At 47.0% G+C, this 18488-nt stretch carries 13 protein-coding genes and 1 pseudogene; 8 read left to right on the forward strand and 6 right to left on the reverse strand.

Annotation, left to right across the window (positions count from 1 at the left end):
* Window positions 1–18: 18 nt before the first annotated feature.
* On the reverse strand, window positions 19–1746 hold the full coding sequence (locus K0C01_RS10725; protein WP_221169691.1) for an L-lactate permease: 1728 nt from the start codon (window positions 1744–1746) through the stop codon (window positions 19–21).
* 290 nt (window positions 1747–2036) lie between these two features.
* Between K0C01_RS10725 and K0C01_RS10730 the strand changes: the two genes are divergently transcribed.
* From K0C01_RS10730 to K0C01_RS10740, 3 genes are all read left to right on the forward strand, one after another.
* Window positions 2037–2549 (forward strand): LUD domain-containing protein, encoded by a 513-nt coding sequence (locus tag K0C01_RS10730; protein WP_221169692.1) that lies wholly within the window; start codon window positions 2037–2039, stop codon window positions 2547–2549.
* Window positions 2542–4743 (forward strand): LUD domain-containing protein, encoded by a 2202-nt coding sequence (locus K0C01_RS10735; protein ID WP_221169693.1) that lies wholly within the window; start codon window positions 2542–2544, stop codon window positions 4741–4743. The genes K0C01_RS10730 and K0C01_RS10735 overlap by 8 nt, the downstream gene beginning before the upstream one ends.
* 820 nt (window positions 4744–5563) lie before the next feature.
* On the forward strand, window positions 5564–7012 hold the full coding sequence (locus tag K0C01_RS10740; protein ID WP_221169694.1) for an RtcB family protein: 1449 nt from the start codon (window positions 5564–5566) through the stop codon (window positions 7010–7012).
* A 110-nt stretch (window positions 7013–7122) separates the two neighbouring features.
* Here the strand turns inward: K0C01_RS10740 and K0C01_RS10745 are convergent, their stop codons facing one another.
* Window positions 7123–8379: a saccharopine dehydrogenase family protein gene (locus tag K0C01_RS10745; protein WP_221169695.1), complete on the reverse strand. Its 1257-nt coding sequence runs from the start codon at window positions 8377–8379 to the stop codon at window positions 7123–7125.
* 563 nt (window positions 8380–8942) lie between these two features.
* Between K0C01_RS10745 and K0C01_RS10750 the strand changes: the two genes are divergently transcribed.
* The 3 genes from K0C01_RS10750 (at window position 8943) to K0C01_RS10760 (ending at window position 10436) form a co-directional block, all read left to right on the forward strand.
* The gene (locus K0C01_RS10750; RefSeq protein WP_221169696.1) at window positions 8943–9269 is read left to right on the forward strand and encodes a hypothetical protein; all 327 of its coding nucleotides are present in this window, start codon (window positions 8943–8945) and stop codon (window positions 9267–9269) included.
* Between the two features lie 94 nt (window positions 9270–9363).
* On the forward strand, window positions 9364–9579 hold the full coding sequence (locus tag K0C01_RS10755) for a hypothetical protein (protein ID WP_221169697.1): 216 nt from the start codon (window positions 9364–9366) through the stop codon (window positions 9577–9579).
* A 269-nt stretch (window positions 9580–9848) separates the two neighbouring features.
* A complete protein-coding gene (locus tag K0C01_RS10760) occupies window positions 9849–10436 on the forward strand; it encodes a DoxX family membrane protein (RefSeq protein ID WP_221169698.1) in 588 nt (195 codons plus the stop codon).
* A 178-nt stretch (window positions 10437–10614) separates the two neighbouring features.
* Here the strand turns inward: K0C01_RS10760 and K0C01_RS10765 are convergent.
* A pseudogene (locus K0C01_RS10765) lies at window positions 10615–12012 on the reverse strand (RNA-guided endonuclease TnpB family protein).
* Between the two features lie 839 nt (window positions 12013–12851).
* On the opposite strand from K0C01_RS10765, the gene K0C01_RS10770 reads away from it, so the two are divergent.
* Window positions 12852–15026 carry a hybrid sensor histidine kinase/response regulator gene (locus K0C01_RS10770; RefSeq protein WP_221169699.1) on the forward strand — a complete coding sequence of 725 codons (2175 nt, stop codon included), beginning with the start codon at window positions 12852–12854 and terminating at the stop codon, window positions 15024–15026.
* A gap of 57 nt (window positions 15027–15083) precedes the next feature.
* A complete protein-coding gene (locus K0C01_RS10775) occupies window positions 15084–15479 on the forward strand; it encodes a hypothetical protein (protein ID WP_221169700.1) in 396 nt (131 codons plus the stop codon).
* An 8-nt stretch (window positions 15480–15487) separates the two neighbouring features.
* Here K0C01_RS10775 and K0C01_RS10780 read toward each other — a convergent pair whose 3' ends face one another.
* The 3 genes from K0C01_RS10780 to K0C01_RS10790 all read right to left on the reverse strand — a co-directional run bounded on the left by K0C01_RS10780 (window position 15488) and on the right by K0C01_RS10790 (window position 18429).
* The gene (locus K0C01_RS10780) at window positions 15488–16495 is read right to left on the reverse strand and encodes an NAD(P)/FAD-dependent oxidoreductase (RefSeq protein WP_221169701.1); all 1008 of its coding nucleotides are present in this window, start codon (window positions 16493–16495) and stop codon (window positions 15488–15490) included.
* 86 nt (window positions 16496–16581) lie between these two features.
* A complete protein-coding gene (locus tag K0C01_RS10785) occupies window positions 16582–17130 on the reverse strand; it encodes a MogA/MoaB family molybdenum cofactor biosynthesis protein (protein WP_221169702.1) in 549 nt (182 codons plus the stop codon).
* 57 nt (window positions 17131–17187) lie between these two features.
* Window positions 17188–18429, reverse strand: a complete 1242-nt coding sequence (locus tag K0C01_RS10790; RefSeq protein WP_221169703.1) for a digeranylgeranylglycerophospholipid reductase — start codon at window positions 18427–18429, stop codon at window positions 17188–17190.
* Window positions 18430–18488 lie beyond the last annotated feature (59 nt).

The raw sequence follows: 18488 nt of genomic DNA on the forward strand, positions 1-18488 counted from the left end.
TAGTATGGCTATGCTTAATCAGAAGACATCAGGGAAGAACACATAGCTAAACAGCAAGGCAAGAACTCCAGTAACAACTGCATAGTATACAAGTGGAATTAAATTCAGCCGCATAACACGACCTTCCTGTCCAACAAGACCCACTGTTGCCAACGCAGCAACAACATTATGAATTGCTACAAGATTACCAATTGCTCCACCAACTGCTTGTGCACCAACAATAATCTGCTTTGGCAAATCAAGCTGATCAGCAGAAACAAACTGGAAATTTGAGAATGTAATGTTCGAAACGGTAGCAGATCCAGCCATTGCAGCTCCGAGCGCTCCGATTAATGGGGCAATAAACGGATACCCATCTCCAGCGATGTCTGCCGTCGTAATTGCAAGTGCCTCAATCATGCTAACACTGGTTTCTTCATCCTCTACAATCATCTGAAGTGCTGCTTCATGTCCACCAGACTGTAACATCACCTGCACCATTGCGATCACAAAAATAAGTGCAATAAATGGTGCGGCGATCTTTCTCCCTGCTTTGCTCCATGCCGCTTTGACATCGTCAGTAGACATTCCGTACAGTGGAATAGCAATAAGAGCACTCAGAATTAGCCAGAACCCGGGGACGTTCATCCACTCAATGCTCTCATCTAGACCAGTACCAAGGATATTCTCATACTGTATTGTGAATACTGACTGAGTGATAAAGTCGGCAGCAGGCTCCCAAATTCTAGTAACAATAAGTAACGCAATTAGCACAATGTATGGGGCCCATGCCTTGAGGATCGGCATATCCAGCGTTTCATCCGCACTATCGTTTGATTGCCCAGGTTCAATGGTTCCAACCCAGTGGTCTGGCCATTCTTCGCGAGCGGGGAAATCCCATTCGTCTTCCGGTCTGAAGTATCCAGCTCGCAGTGCTCCAACAACGATTGCTCCACCAACCATTGCACCGATAAGTGCTGGGAACTCAGCTGTCAAGAACCATGCAGATGCCCAGTATGGAATAGCAAATGCGATCCCCGCAAACAGACATAGTGGCGCTACTTCTAGTGCTGGTTTAATTGACCGTTCTTCACCGAAGAAGTACACAATCATCCCGACAGCAAATAGCGGCATTATAAATCCGGCAATTGCATGATACGTTGCCGCCCATGCCGCAACCTCAATAGCGAAGTCGGCCACTTCAATACCCTCTGCTTGAATTGCCTCTCTTGTCGTGTCAACATCGCCGAGCGGGGACTCAACTCCGACAATAATCGGCGTGCCAACAGCACCGTAGGTGACAGCAATAATATGACCGATGAGGGCAGCAATAACTGCTGCAAGGGCTGGGAAACCAAGTGCAAGTAATAACGGCGCAACAACTGCAGCTGGTGTTCCAAATCCAGCTGCCCCCTCAATAAACGTTGCCATGAAAAATGCCAGTAAGATAATTTGAACACGCCGATCGTCACTGACAGCCGCAAATCCTGCATTGATCCGATCAAACGCCCCTGTTTGCATCAATGTATACAATAACACGAGCGCTCCAAATACAATCCAGAGAATCTCTAACGCGGTCATAACGCCCACAATCGATGCCCCAGCAAGCCATTCCCAGGGCATGTTCCACACTACGTAACCAACAACGAGTGCAGTTACCCATGCAACAGGCATTGCCCGAGTTGCCGGCCAGAAAAAGCCAACCAACAGGACTGCTGCAATTACAAGTGGAATCGTTGCAAGTAGTAATTCTACAGTTCCAACCATACTCTCACCCAGTTATTTACTAAACAATGCATACCGTTATCATGCTTCATATGCATGTCCACTGTTATATGTGGAGAGGTAACTCAAATAAGTTTCCATTTCTTAAGTAATAATTATTATATAATGCGTGTTTGGGTGAAATAAAGATTATGTATAATATATTGGTTCACCGCGCGCGCAAAATTTATAATTTTGTACATTTCGCCCTACTGAGTAAAATATAAGCAATAAGTGTACAACTGTTAGGGGACAGAACGCACAAATACGGTCAGTCAAAACGTACAATCGGAATGAGTCAATCTGCTGTTGAGACCTTTCGGTCTTCATTAAATGATCATGGGATCTCGTTATATCATACTTCTCCTGAAGCATGTGCTGATCTGATTGAGGAGCATTTGGTTCAGCCTGCCACTGGCGTTTCGCTGCCGTTCGACGGTGTAACGCTTCCTGATTCAATTAGTACAGATATCACCGCTGGTGAATTAAAGGAAGCACATACCGGTGTGACGCCTGCTGCTGCTGGTGTTGCAGATTATGGGAGCGTATTAATTGAGTCCACGCCTGAAGGAACCGAGCCGATTAGTCTTTTTAATAACCGTCATATTGTTGTGCTGCATGAGGACGATCTTTTAGCAAGTATGCGGCAGGCGATTACGTGGATTGGTGGTAGAACTCAAGAGAGTGATGCATCCTTTGTCGTTGCCACGGGGCCAAGTGCTACGGCAGACATGGGAGGACTTGTTCAGGGTGCACACGGACCGGAGGAAGTAATCGTTATTATGATCGGGGAAAACAATGAGTAGCAAACGATCTGATATCGCTGAGCACATTCGTAGACACATGGAAGCAGAGGGCGACGCAATTGCTGAAAATACTCGGGGATTCAATCAGGGGAGATATGAAACGACATCCCAACTGGAAGATTATGAATCACTGAAAGATGAAGCCAGAGAGATCAAGGAAGAAGCAATTGAGCAGCTTCCGGAATTGATAGATACAGTAACAGAGACGATTGAACAGCGGGGAGGATCAGTCTACATCGCCGAGGACGCAGCTGACGCAAATCGATATATTTCAGAAGTGTCTACCAATGCGGATCGGGTTGTTAAGTCTAAATCGATGACGTCTGAGGAATTAGAAGTCAATGACGCGTTAGAATCATCTGGTATCGACGTTGTTGAAACAGACCTTGGTGAATGGGTCTTACAGCTTGCAGAAGAAGCACCATCCCACATTGTTGCCCCAGCAATCCACAAGTCCCGAGAAAGTATCAGTGAGTTATTCGAATCAGAGTTTGATCCGGATGAACCTCTTGATACGCCAGAGGATTTGACTGCATTTGCCAGAGAAAAGCTTGGGAATCTGATTGAAGATGCCGACGTAGGGATCACTGGTGCAAACTTCATTGCCGCCGATTCAGGCACAATCGCACTCGTGACAAGTGAAGGAAACGCAAGAAAGACAGTTACTGCTCCAGACACTCATATTGCTGTAGCCGGTGTCGAAAAATTAGTTCCGTCTGTTGAAGATATTGCCCCGTTTGTTGAACTAATTGGCAAGTCTGGAACTGGTCAAGATATTACGTCCTATGTGTCTTTCTTTACTCCACCCGTTGAAACCCCAATTCCTAACTTCAATAACCCAGATAGAAAGCTACAGTCAGAAACAGACCGAGAATTTCATCTTGTGCTTGTTGATAACGGTCGCATGTCGATGCGTGAGGATCCTGATCTCCGTGAAACATTGTACTGTATTCGTTGCTCCGCCTGTTCTAACGTATGCGGGAACTTTCAGAGTGTTGGTGGTCATGTATTCGGGGGTGAAACATACTCAGGTGGGATTGCAAGTGGATGGGAAGCAGGAGTTGAAAGTCTTGATGTAGCGGGCGAATTCAATGATCTTTGTACTGGCTGCTCTCGATGTGTTGAGGCATGTCCTGTGAAGATTGATATTCCGTGGATTAATACAGTTGTTCGTGATCGGCTCAACCACCAGAATCATGATTCAAGCGAATATGGCTGGGTATACGAGCCTTTACTTCCTGACGAGGAACCAGCCAGAATGGATCTAACAAAGCGAGTTGCTGGTAACTACGAACAACTTGTCAAGCTTGGATCGATGTTCGCGCCTGTGTCGAATTGGATCACGGACTTGTCACCTACGCGATCTATAGCAGAAAAAATCACTGGATTTGATAGCCAGCGTGATTTACCTAGGTTTGCAACGACAACATTTACCGAGTGGTTTGAGCAACGGGGAAATGCGAAAGTTCCGGCTGAAGATGCCACTCGTGAGATTGTTTTGTATCCTGATCTATATACAAATTATACGAACCCAGAGCGCGGGAAAGCTGCCGTGTTTGTACTTGAGGCATTAGATGTTCATATCAAAGTTCCCGAGGTTGGTGGAAGCGGTCGTCCACCCCTATCTCAAGGAATGGTGGCTACCGCTCGAAGAAAAGCAGAAAACGTGTATGCTGTTCTTGCTGATCATCTTGACGCTGGCCGAGACATCGTTATCATTGAGCCAAGTGATGTAGCGATGTTCACTTCTGAATACGAGCGTCTTCTTAACAATCGAGACGTAACTCAACTCCAACAATCTTCATACGAAATTATGGAGTACGTCTACGGGCTACTTGAAAATGGTGCCGATCATGATGCTCTTGCCCCACCAACAAACAACTCCGATATCGCGTACCACCCGCACTGTCAAGCCCGTACGATTGGTGTTGCAAAATACACCGATGCTGTGTTCGAACGGCTTGGATATGATGTAATTCGTTCTGATACTGAGTGCTGTGGAATGGCTGGTTCGTTTGGATATAAGTCCGACTATTATGATCTAAGTATTGATGTCGGTGAGCCACTCGTCGAACAGTTTGGAGACACTGACAGAACAATAGTTGCAACGGGAATCTCTTGTTCTGAACAACTACACGCACTAGTTAACCAATCTGTTTCACATCCGATTGAGGTCATTTCTCCCCGTCTATAGGCTAAAACGGACGTTCCACATCTAACCTATGTTCACAGAAAATTAATGAGATGCCAGGGACATGATTCCGAGAGAGTTGATAGCTAAGTCAAATTTCAACGTGTACACCGACCATTTTGGTTAGAAGCCGCATTCACTGTCAGGCCCCATGTCACTGCGCACCAATCCGTTGACAATTGTAGCAGGCTAAGACTGGTAGGCTCTAATTCCCGTTTAATCTCCTTCCCGACTGAAGTCGTGGGATTCCTCCGTGGGTAATCCAACCAGATTGATTACCCCGGCTGTGAACGTGCGGGTTCGCTGATGCACCTCCGGCCCACACGGTGTAGGTGTGGCGTGTTGGGTATCCGCTCGATGTTGCCCTCCAATAATGGAGTGACACTCACAGGCGTCCAGCGCCGTGAGCAGCAGGCCGGGCCATCGGCCCCACTCCCCGTTACAGCCACACGTGGGGAGCGCTTGGGTGACATGCCAACCGCTGCTGGTTGGGCTGCAAAGGTGTGTAAGTTGTGTAAGAGTTGAGACGCACTCGTGGCCATCTTGAGCATGAGTGCGTTCCCCGCAGCAGCATGTCGCATGTCTATCGTTGTATGATAACTCGGATACAATCACTGTTGGGATTACAACCAGCCTATGTCACGTGGTTCGTGGCATATTACGTCGGCTTCAGCCCACGTTCACAAGACCGAAGGTCTTGTGCAGCCCATCAGAACGCGAAGCGTTCTGAGGACGGCGAAAGCCAGTGGGCGTTCGCCTTGCTACCGCTGTAATCACAAGGCTATGGCACACAGTTATTCTTCTCTGACACTAACTATCTTCGATGACAATTATACTCGACGGAGAATACACAACAGCTGAAATACTGGTTGACGATGAGTCTTTGATCGAAGAAAACTGCATAGAGCAGATTAGAGAGCTAGTTAATCACCCTGCATTCACCAAGCCAATACGAATAATGCCCGACGCCCATTGGGGGGCTGGTGCACCGGTTGGATTCACAATGGAACTGCCAGACAAGATCGTTCCAAACATTGTTGGTGTTGATGTCGGGTGCGGAATGACAGCAACGAATATTGGCGATGAATTACCACTTGATGCACCAATCCGTGACCGTTGTATTCGTGAGGCTGTGCCGATGGGACGAGAGGTACATGACTACAATGAATCACAACACCTGATCAAACAGTTCCCATTTAGGCGCGCAAACGCCGTTTTCAGCAGATTTGCGGCCGCATATCAAGATCGATTTGGTTATGAGATTGATCCGCTAGAATTTGAGTTCAATGGTTATGATGGTGAATATTTCAAGGAATTGTGCCGCCGAGTGCTTTCACAGCAGCGTCGAGGGATCGGCCATGTCATCCGTAGCGCAGGGACGCTTGGGGGTGGAAACCATTTTATTGAGTTTGCGCAGGCACGTGAATCAGGTGATTATTGGGTAGTGGTTCACAGTGGATCAAGATATTTAGGAAAGTCTGTTGCTGAATTCTGGCAACATAAAGCCTGTCAATATCGTAGCGCTGATGCAATTCGTGACGCGATTCCAGCAAAATACACTGAGTTTCTTAAGTTCGACCCATATCAGGTTAGCGATCACGATCTTTATGAGTGGGTGACTGGAGGTAAAGGTGAATCTCATCTTCGAAAAGAACGTATAAGAGAGACATTCGATGGTAAGAAGGTTGAAGAAGTGTTTAATATACTTTCACAACCAGAGGAATCTCTGAGAGCCCGAAACGAAAATCTTGACTGGTTAAATGGGAAGGAAGCTCATGGATACTACGTTGACATGTTGTTTGCACAGCAGTATGCTCGCTGGAACCGAGATTTGATAACTGAAGCAATCTGTGACGTGCTTGGGGTTGAGCCTATGGACCAGATTGAGTCGGTTCACAACTACATCGACTTTGAGGACATGACAATTCGAAAGGGAGCAACTCCAGCACGCGAAGGACAGCGACTTATTATTCCGTTTAATATGGCGGAAGGATCGATGCTGGCACGTGGAAAAGGGACTGATGCGTGGAATCATTCTGCCCCCCATGGTGCCGGTCGTATAATCGGGCGAAGTGACGCCCACGAACAATTTAGTGTGGAAGATTTCAAGAAGGCGATGAGTGGAGTCTATTCTGAATCAATTGTCGAAAGCGTGGTTGATGAGGCTCCAATGGCGTACAAATCAACTGAGTCTATTGCAAATGCAATTGAGTCCACTGCAGAGATTATCGACTGGCTCGATGTTGTTCATAACCTCAAGGCTACAAAGTGATTACTGTTCAGCACTTCTTGGGGACTGCTCTGCCTCAGAGTCAATAAGTGTAGCCTAACAATCGGTTACTTTTTGCTGTAGGTCAAAGAGTGGCCAGAAGAGGCGATGAACTATTCGTTGAATTGACCAACACTGACGGTTAATCCAGCATTTTGAAGTCGATCAGATAGTGGCATTCCGATTCCAGATGCAGGTGTTAGAACTCCTCCGGACAGAGGGGATTCAATCTCGTTATTCACCAAGCACATAGCTGCCTCGCTTACCATTCGGGCTGTTGCTCCGTACCCGGGCCCCTGATCAGCGCTAATCCGACCCTGCACGCTAAATGGACCATCAACGGAGACTCCTGATCCAAGAATACGAACAGTAAAACTACCTCGCGCAGTCTCTTCTCTCGTTGGCCCTTTTCCTGGATCTGGAAAGACAAACCGTTGTAGAGCTGATCGAAGTGGCTCGATCGATAATCCCGCCTTTCCAGCTGCAAGTCCGCCAGTAATTATTACCGCTTTGAGAGCCCCTTCCGCTCCATGCCCAGTTGGGACAACTTCACTACATTGAAAATCACGTCCCCATGGATATTCCAAAAGTGCATTACTTCGCCGGATAACCCGTTCATTTACGATTGCCATTGGTGACGGGGCGGTCCATTCTGATGTAATAGAGTCTTTTTGTGGCATCCGCTGTATCCCGGTGTCAATACCGGTCCGTTCATCAGGTGGTGCTAGTGAGTATGGATTTTCTAACGTTGCACGTGCTATCGGATTTTCCGAGACTGCTTTGAAGACTTCAACAGCACTTGCCAGCGTCCCTCCGCTGATTCCGCCTTTTCCATCTTCTATGTAGATTCTTACAATAGTACAGGGTCTGTCGTATGTTTCAATTGCAAATGCTTGAACAAGTAATGTTCCGAGATCGGCCGGGACTGAATCAAATCCGCAACTGTGAATAATTCGTACATCTGCGTCGGCTGCTCTATCATGATATCGATCGACCATCTCTCGTATCCAGTTGACTTCTCCGGTAAGATCACAATAATCAGTGCCAGTAGATATACAGGCCTCCACCAGTGGAGTTCCATACTTTGTGTACGGCCCTACCGTTGTACACACAACCTGTGTTTGTTCGGCCATCTCCTCAAGACTTTCTGGATCTTCAGCATTGCCAAGTATCACTGGCAGTTTGTTCCACTCTGTTTTCTCTACAACATCTCGCCTTACCGCATCCAAGCGATTCTTATTCCTCCCGGCGATGGCAAGTGCAAGTTCAGACGGCGTATATTCTTCGGTAAGGTAATCTACAACAAGTTTTCCTGCTACTCCGGTTGCTCCCCACACAACAAGATCATATGGGCGGGCAGTTACAGACATTGATATTACTAAAGGTATGAGTCGAGGCGATACAACTGTTTGGACGACTACAGTAGATAGTAACAGTATATCCCGATAAACTTGGTAAGTAGATGTAATTTAGTACTCTTCAATGAATACAATGTTCCACCTATTTGAGTCAGAGTTGAATTCACTGACAAGCCCCGCGCCACCGTGCGCGGGGCAGTTGACATTCGGCAGCGCTCGAAAGAAGTATTGACTGCTTGGGAAGCTACATCCTGAGTTGACCGTGTTTGTTGGAATTCACTACCGACGGTCCGAGGGAGGACTCACTCAGATGTGGTGTGGTCCGAATTCCGATATTCCCTATTTCCTTGCTCGACAAAATCCCACTGGTCTGCCAAATATGCATTCTATACGAAAATAATCCAGTCCTGTTGTTTGACTCTTAGTTGTCGAACTTATCAACACTTCTTAAGAAAGAGGTTTTGTCTTGCTACCGCTGTGATTCTCCAAGCTGTAGTTTCCGTGTTGCAGTAAGATATTTTTGTTACCAAGAGTGATATAACATATACCTTATCAGATATGCAGAGGTGTCACTCATGAAACGTAAATTGCAAGCGATTAACCTAGAAGACGAGTTAGTGCAATTAATTGTCAGAGAACTTGTTGAAGCTGGTCTGGATTCACCCCTCCGTGAAACAATTATTGAAGCAGTCGAAGGTGAGGTTGATAGACCATCTGAGTTAATCGGTGATCGACACCAAGACAGCGATCAAGAATCCGATAAGACAATAGAGGAACCGACTGCTGAGCCAGAACATAGCCATCTTACGAAGTTAGTACAAGGAGGAACTGTTTTTGTTATTATGTTCGTTATCCTGTATTTTATATTTCGGCAATTAACGAGAGATAACAACTCTGAGTAGCCTCATACAGATATCCATGTCATTTTACTAGTTTTTAATTTAACCATTACCAGCGCTAATGTTATATATGTGAGACGGTAACACATTAATAGACATGGACTCTGCCGGTCGGTCCCCCACTGACCTGCCTAAGACGTACTGTCTCACAGATGAAAATCAGGAAGAATTGTTAGCAAAAATTCGACTGCTCTCCATCGATGATAACAAAGGATACGGAGTAAAGTACTCCACAGGTAACCGAGTTGTGATAGAGCCAATTGACGAGTACCTCCAAAACGGTCGGCTTCACGAAGATTACTGCTCCGTTTGACTGCCTTCTCCGGTTACAACGTGACCGTTCGTCTTGCTGTGAGATAACTTCCCGTTTTGCTTATAATCCAGATATGAGAGTTTTCTTTGCTACATACTTTATCAATTCTGAGCCCTGACAGTGAGCCGTTTGACTTAGTCTCAAATTGAGTTATTAACTGATTGGGCGTTCAACTACTTGCTGTTAATACTTACAGCAAATGAAATTAAATGATTATGTCCACTAAAGGTGACAAAACATAAGAATTCCCTTGTTATATGGGGTAATGTATGTCAGCTGAACGTGCCTCTGAGAAGAAACAACTTAACACTGAGGTCTTTGGTCGAGATGTATCGTTCGCCTACTCTGAGACGTGGGTTGGATATTCGCTGGTTGGCCTCCGCCTCGTGATGGCATGGATATTTCTGACAGCCGGTTTTGGGAAATGGGCTGAAGACGGATGGAGCGATCCATTAGCGTGGTCCTCTGCCAACTTCCTTGAGAATGCTGTCGCAGACGCAAACCCATTGCACGGCTTATTTATGTGGTTCGCTGAGTATACAGCTGTTGTTGACCCACTAGTTATCTTTGGACAGGTACTCATCGGGCTGGCACTCCTGCTTGGTGTAGTACTACGATTTGCTGCGCTCATGGGTGGATTGCAGATGTTACTGTTTTGGACCGCTGCTTGGGAAGGCGGGGTCTTAGCAGGTCTTCCAGTTGAAAATGGATACGTATTCGACAGTTCATTCGTGTACTTATTATTACTATTCGCTCTTGGTGCATGGGGTGCTGGAAGAATTTTGGGGGTAGATGCAAAACTCGAAGAGACACAATTTGTCCAGAATAATCTATGGTTGAAGTATCTTCTCGGATAGTATTCTGTATAGCTGTCTTGTAGTCTATGTTGTGCTCACGGGGTTCCCATCAAGTCTAGGTTTAGCTTGACCGTCCGAGTCTCTATTCTCGAAGGGGAGAACAAGGATAGCCTACCTTTTTGACCTCCTCCCACGACTGAAGTCGTGGGATTCCTCTGTGGGTAATCCAACCAGACGATTACCCCGGCTGTGAACGTGCGGGTTCGCTGAGGCTGGGTTGGTCGAGTGAACGCGACTGTTCCTCAACATCGGCAGGTATCCAGTCGTGTTCGTTCCACTGCCAGTACGCCCCCTCGTGGGGTGCGTCCCTGCCGCGTTCAGCAGACAGGGCAGCAGGCCGGGCCATCGGCCCTCCTTCTTGCTGCAAGATGTTCCACGCCCCTGCCACGTCACTGTGAGCATCCAATTCACAGTCGTGACACCGGAACGAATCGCCTGTTCGAGTTACATCACTACTTCCACACTCGGGACACTCGCTACTCGAATCGGCTTCGTTCACTTCCTGGAACACAATCCCCACATCACCGAGTGTCAGTTCTACCCGCTCCAGTATTTGTCGGTGTGACCAGAAGGCATGATTCTTCTCGTTCACCTCAGCACTCCAGTGCGTGTTCAACACCCCGGTCAAGTCACCAACGTACACAGTATCGACATTCCGTTCGAGCAGCCAGTCAGCGGCGTGTTTCACCGCCGCATCACGACTATGATCGCGTTTGCGTGATCGAGCGTCGTAGTGTCGCTTGATGCGATTGCTCGTGTATTCATCCTCTGGAAGTTCCGACTGGAGTGTGGCGATTCGCTCGGAATAGCTCTGGAACCGCTCGAATCCCGGGCGGGCATGGTAGACCGCCGTCTCACCAGGTTCAGTGACGACAGCCAGTGTATTGTTTGCACCTACGTCGATGGCGGCTGCCTGCGTCGTGTTCTCGGTGTCGAGCGTGTGAGTGAAGGCATCCTCCCGCTGTTGTTGAAGATTGTCTGGTTGAATGCGGACAGGATGCTGGACACGAAGCTGGTCAGCGTGCTCCTCGTAGATGAGCTCAAGTCGGCTGTCGTCACCGCTCCACTGTGGGTTGCCGTTGACTTCGAGCGTGACACGCTCGTTGTACTCGAAGTCGTAGCGGTCTTCGAGTACATCACCGACGCCAAATTCAAGCGTGCTCTTGATCTCGTTCCAGTCGAGCGTATAGAGGTCGCTTCGGACGAGGCCGTGCAACTCGTAGCCTTCTTTTCGGTTCCCCCAGTAGCCCGGTGGTGACGGTTTCTCAGTTATCGCTGGGTTGGAGTCGTCGTGGTACTGGTCGAGCAACCGGAAGTGACTGCGCTATGCTTTGCTGTTCTTGCGAGCGATCTGCTGGCAGATTGCTTTGCCAAGAATTGACGCGTAGTCGTAGAGGTAGGTGTACTCGGCGTCCCACACGTCACCGTCACCGCTGAAGTATTGGTGTCGGCGTCGGTAGGTGATCTGATTCCAGAGCAGGGCGTGGGCGGCCAGCCAGTCGAACAGACACTGCCGGTACCTGTCGCTGGGTGCTTCAGCAGTGTAGGTATTCGTTCGTTGTGGCCGGTCGCTCAAACAGTTCGTTATGTGATAGATTATCGTAAACGTTGGGATTACAACCAGCCTATGTCAGGTGGTTTGTGGCATATTATGTCGGCTTCATCCACACCCCTGAAGGGGTGGGCTTTCGCCTTGAACTGCTGTAATCTAGCTAATCACGAAGGATTAGACATATACGGTACATAATTGGCTGGACGGTCGAATGGCATATTTGAGCTATAACTAGTGAACGGCCTCAAGGTCAATCCCAAAGGCACTCCGTTCGTCCCGCCTGTGAGATCTCTTGGGAAAGCCCGAGGCTTCACCGTTTAACGTCAGCACTGTACGCAAGTCAACGGCCTCGGGATGAAGCGTCTTGTCATCAGGGGAATCTTCGATCTCTGTACGACCCCGAGGTTTGTCAGTGGACTCTCGCTCTACCAGACCGTAGTTCGGTAGGTCTGGTCTGACCAGTCACGTTCACTGCCCCTAAGTTAAGAGCTAGTCAACTGGTGGCCCATCCACCGCGAGACATCTGCTCGTAATGGATACATCTATCTCCCAAATCACTATCAGATAAACGTTTATACAGTAGAGAGAACCAGCCCCACTGTTGAACGTTGTTGGCGCCATCGAGTATCGGCCGCCTCCACGGGGGTAAGCTCCGTGGCATCCGCCTTGATCCCTCTGTGAACGTAATTCCCTCCGCTCCTTCCATACGGAGTCGACTGGAGTTCACGCCAAAACACAGTGCTATGTCCCTGAAGGTCGGTGGCTCCACCTCCGCCAGACAACTTCTGTTATATTCTTCCGGACTACTGTTGTTATTCTCCGAGTGACAAATTTTTATGTCAGACAGTAACTAATAACAAGTTGTGACTGCCCTCCCGCCTGAAGTAGTTCCCAAAGTTCCTGACACTGTTGAGATACTCCAAGTAGATGACGACCCTCAGTTCCTTGAAGTTAGCTCTGAACTCCTTGAGCGACAACATGACTCGTTTGATGTCCGGACATTTACAGATCCACAGGTAGCCTTAGAACAACTCAACGATGACACTGACTGTATCCTGAGTGATTATGAGATGCCAAACATGGACGGAGTTGAGTTATTAGAGGAGGTACGCAGTATATATCCAGATCTCCCATATATTCTATTTACCGGAAAAGGTAATGAGGAAATCGCCAGTAAGGCCATGTCGGCTGGTGTAACGGACTATTTTCAAAAACGGCAAGGCTCCAGTCGATACAAAATTCTGGCTAATCGTATTGAGAACGCTGTCGAACAATATAATGCACAGCAAGCTCTTGCCAACAGCCAACAGCGACTGTCGTTGTTTTTTGAACAAACCCCGCTTGGGGTTATTGAGTGGAATAAGGATTTTACTGTCCGCCGCGTTAACGATGCTGCAGTCGATATTCTTGGATACACAGAGGAAGAATTACGCGGCGAATCATGGGAAAAAATTGTTCCTGAATCGGATCGAGATGATGTTCAAAAGGTTGTTTCACTAATACTGGAGAATCGAGGGGGATACCAACACACGAATCAAAATCTTCGAAGCGATGGGGAAGAAATTATATGTGAATGGCACAATCGCGTAGTAACTGATGACGGAGAAATCATTGGAGTATTCTCACAGTTTCAGGACATTACAGACTGGAAAGAAGATAAACGCCGGCTTGAAGCCTTGACAGATAATATCCCTGGCTTGGTCTGTCAGTTCTATGACAGACCTGGATGGCCAGTTGAGCTATTGCGTGGTTCCGCAGAAGATGTGTTCGGTTATACAACTGAAGAGATTTTATGGAAATTCTCCCGTTTGAGGACATTAATTCATCCAGATGATCTAAGCCGGGTTAGAAAAGAAGTAAACGAGCAACTAGCTAAACGTGGAGAGTATGAAGTAGAATACCGAATTATCCACAAAGACAACGACCACCGATGGATTTGGGACCGAGGACAGTATGCAAACATTCCAGCGGAAGAAGAGCCACAAATATTGGAAGGTATCCTGATGGATATTACATCACGAAAACAGCAGGAACGGGATCTAAAGGAAACAAATACAATCTTATCAGCACTTCTTGAGAACCTACCGGTCGGGATTCTTGTTGAAAACACGGAGGGAGAAATTATCAATGGAAACGTAGCATTCTGTGAGTTGCATGGAGTTGATGTGCGGCTTGATGAATTTATTGGGGTCCACCGTGAAGATGTAGCCGAGTACCTTGCGGATAAATTTACTGATCCAGAGGCAATCAGAGCAGAGAACAAAGAGCTCATTCAAGACAAAAGTACAACTAAAGGTGACATCGTTGAACTGACTGACGGACGAATGCTTGAACGGCACTATATACCATATGAACATCCAAATGGAACGGCTAATATCTGGATGCTTCGGGACATAACAGAACAGATTAACCGTCAGCAAGAACTTGAAGAGCAGAACCAGCAACTTGAGGAGTTTGCACATACTGTTTCTCACGACCTTCGCAACCCTCTCAATGTAGCCGAAGGGCGGTTGGAAATGGTACAACAGTCCGACAATGCCCATATCAAGGAAGCAAAAGAAGCAATTGACCGTTCACAGAATTTGATCGATGATCTACTTGCGCTGGCACGGGAAAAAGATACACTTCAACAAACGACAACGGTGTCTATTGAAAACGCTGCTTATGAAAGCTGGCAGAATGTATCAACAGGAAGTGCGAATCTTGATGTGACAAGTGACCGATTGATCGAAGCAAATCCTCAACGTCTACAGCAGCTATTTGAGAATCTAATGCGGAATGCCACTGATCACTGTGGTAATTCCGTTACAATACAAATCGGCACAACAACAGACGGATTCTTTATATCTGATGATGGGCCGGGCGTACCTCCAGACCAGCGAGAAAAAGTGTTCGAGCGAGGGTACACTACATCTCCAGAAGGAACCGGATATGGCCTTTCAATTGTTCAGCAAATTGTGAATGAACATGGTTGGAGAATCTCTATAGAAGAAAGCAAGGGTGGCGGTGCAAGATTTCTGATTAGAACGAATGTGTAGTGAGTCAACTCAAGACAAACAATACGATTAACATAGTAGTCTTTCTAATGTACAAGTATGGTGCGGGCTATCTTTGCAATGGTTGGCGCGATCACGGCGCTGTTCCCGGATCGTGTCCTTGACGCTGTTGAACGGTATGCTATTGAGCAGGGTGAAAAGCATCAACGAGAATCCCATGTACGACCAGCAATACAGGTTGAAGGTGTAGCAGTAGCTGCTGCGAGTATTCTCGGTGGCAAAGCATATAGCTGGATGATGAGTCTTACTGGTATATTTGGAGTCCTGATTGTCTTTTTCCCTGATCACTATCTTAATGTAGCAGCAAAATTCGTGTACGAAGATCCTGAAAAAGTTACGTGGAAGAAGCGGTTCATCGCAGGGCTGCGTATCATCGGCATATTCTACCTACTTATATCGTTGAAAGCGCTTATTGACGAACAACAAGAAAAATAAAGAGTCAGCTAGTCATCTGAAGCTGCTGGCGTGGTTGAGTCAGCTGTTTTGTGTGAGAGTTCTTCAAGTGACTTTGGATATGTTCGAAGGTCCTTGTGAATTGCAATACCTGCTTTTGCTCCTTGTCCCATCGCGATCGGAATTTGATTGTGACCTGGTATAAGATCACCAACCGCGTATACCCCGTCAACGGTTGTTTCATTGTGCTCATCTACGACTACCGTTCCATCGTCGTTTAGCTCACAGCCAAGTCCCTCGGCAAGTCCATTATTATATTTAGATCCATACAGTGCGAAGCCGCCAGTATACTCTCGAATCGTTCCATCAGCAAACTCAAACCCGCCGAGCCATGCTGGGTCTTCTTTATCTTTGAACATACCTGTGATCTCTTCATCAATAATGTTGACAGGATGTGCATGTAGTAACTTTTCTGTGTGCTCATCCCATGTTGGCTCGTCTCCTCTGAGTAGCAAATCCACACTGTCGGTAAAATTAAGCATAATCATCGCAACGTATGCCGCTGAATTACTGTGTCCCATCACATATACTGGTTCATCCTGAAACATGTATCCGTCACAGTGAAGACAGTAGTGTAGCCCATGACCTGTCCGAGGCAAAGGCGGATCTGGCTTTTTATCAGCAAATCCAGTTGCAAGCACGACCCGATCTGTGTAGAGCGTTTCTTCATTTAATGCAATCTCAAATTCATATCCTGACGCCTGAGATTTAGAAACGTCTGTTGCGATATCACGATAGAACTCGGTCCCGTAGTACTGTAGTTGATCACGTGCTGTCTGCAGGAATTCATTTCCTGAAGTTTCTTCTGGAACCCCAATAACATTGTGCGTATCAACCATCATTGCTGACCGCCCACCCCCCCGGTCAACCAATGCTGTATCATGATTAAGTCGAGTTGTATATAGAGCCGTGCTAAGTCCAGCTGGCCCTCCACCTATTATGACAACTTCATGTGTCTCACTACTTTCAGACGATGGTGATCCAGAATTTTTTGGCATTGTGTTATATGCACAATAGCGGTCCTGGGTTTAAACGGTTGTTTGTTCACGGCTTTGTTTGCCAGTTTTGAATTTCCGCAACAATGTTATTCTATTTGATGGCTACTAGCTAGTCCAGCAAGGTGTGGTGCCTCTGGCAGAATTAGCTTCGACATGCCTGTTTGAACTGCTCCTTTGCTACCTGGAAGACAGAATACTGGGGTATTGATGACAATTCCAGCAGTTGCTCTGGAAGCCATTGCTCTGTGTCCAATCTCTTCGTATGATATTTGTCGAAATAACTCACCAAATCCAGGGATATCACGCTCAAACAACCGGCTACAGGCTTCAGGTGTTACGTCATCAACTGTAACTCCAGTACCACCGGTTGTCACAACACAATCAACATATTCACTACGAGCAAGCGACTTGACAGTTTTTTGAATTTCTGCAACATCGTCTTGCACAACCTCCCGTCGGGTAACCACCCCGTTTTGGTTATCAACCAATTCTTCAGCCTTGTCTCCCCCCGGGTCATTTTGTATATCTCTGGTACTTGTTACAGTGATAATACCGACATATAGCGGTTGTAATATGTCATGCCCATCTGAGTCGGTTTGTCTGCGTTCATTTGGTGGAAGTAAGTTATCGGACATTGATACACCGTTTCAAAATATAGCACTATAGATATTTGTCTTCGTTGCTGATGTATATCAAATTGAGTTCTCAATGTAATACTCTTTGAGGAATTGCCCAAGTAGCGGTGCGTCTGACATCTGGAATAGTTTTGCCATCCCCAGTGGATTACCTTTGTTTGCTGCCGATAGTGCGTCCACATCAAGATCTTTGAGATCTGCCATCAACTGATCGTAGCGCTCGTTTGGTGCATAATAAAGTAGTTTTGTCATCAGTAGTCGTCGGTCTGCTCGTGGAGCAACACGCTGATGCCAAAGATCCTCATAGAGGGAGATCCGATCTGCTGAGGTGTCAGGCGATGAGAGTGATAAACAGTGGTCAATTGTTGTTGCTGCTGCCCTTGCTGACCTCATCCCTTTGTCGATTCCCTCTCCCCACAGTGGATCAATCGTTGGGACTGTGTCTCCAATAGCAATGAATGAATCTGTTGTCATTTGTTCCGGTTTTTGGATGTGTGCCGAGCCTCGATGATGCTCTTCTTCAATTCGCTCTGCATCAGTAAAGCGAGGGTCTTCGTCAAGCCAGTGATCAAGATAGTCATCAATTCGATCAAACTCATCACTATGCCGCCGATATCGCTCGTTTTGGATATATGTAACTCCGACCTTGGCTGTGTCTTCCCCCGTGTGGAATATCCAAGCATAACCGCCAGGTGCATACCGCTCATCGAGTCGTAGCATCATTGACGATGAAACGTCTGCATAGTCTGGATGGTCTAATTCGACCCCCTCAAATAGGTACTCGACCCCAACTGCCTGATTAGTTCGTTCAAGATCACTCACACCTAGCTTCTGTGCTAGTGGAGCAGCTGGACCTGTAGCATCGATAATTACATCAGCATACACTTCCTGATCCCCGTTATATTTTACACCAACAACGTCTCCCCCGCTGGTTATTGGTGCAGTAACATGTGCGTCAAACCAATATTCAGCACCGTTCTGTTCACTGTCTTCAACAAGGAAATTTTTGAAATCTGCGAACTCAAGGACGGCTCCCGGTTGCTGTTTCACAAAATAGTTATCTGGTGACTCAAGAACAACTTTGTCAGTAAACTTCATTACCACCTCATCTGGGATATTGAATGCAGACATCATCGACGGGAATGTCCCGCCAGTTGACTTATTACTTTGCTGTGGAAATCCGTCCCGAGATTCTCGCTCAAGAACAACAACATCGTAACCTCGTGCTGTGAGATCACGCGCACATTGTGCACCGGCGGGCCCGGCTCCGGCAATGACGACATCGTACTGTTCAGCCATATGCTCTCGTAAGGAGACTACCGGATTAGGAGTATCGATATGGGAAGCAATATAGCGAC

Origin of the sequence: Salinarchaeum sp. IM2453 (assembly GCF_019693215.1) — an archaeon.
Lineage (GTDB): Archaea > Halobacteriota > Halobacteria > Halobacteriales > Salinarchaeaceae > IM2453.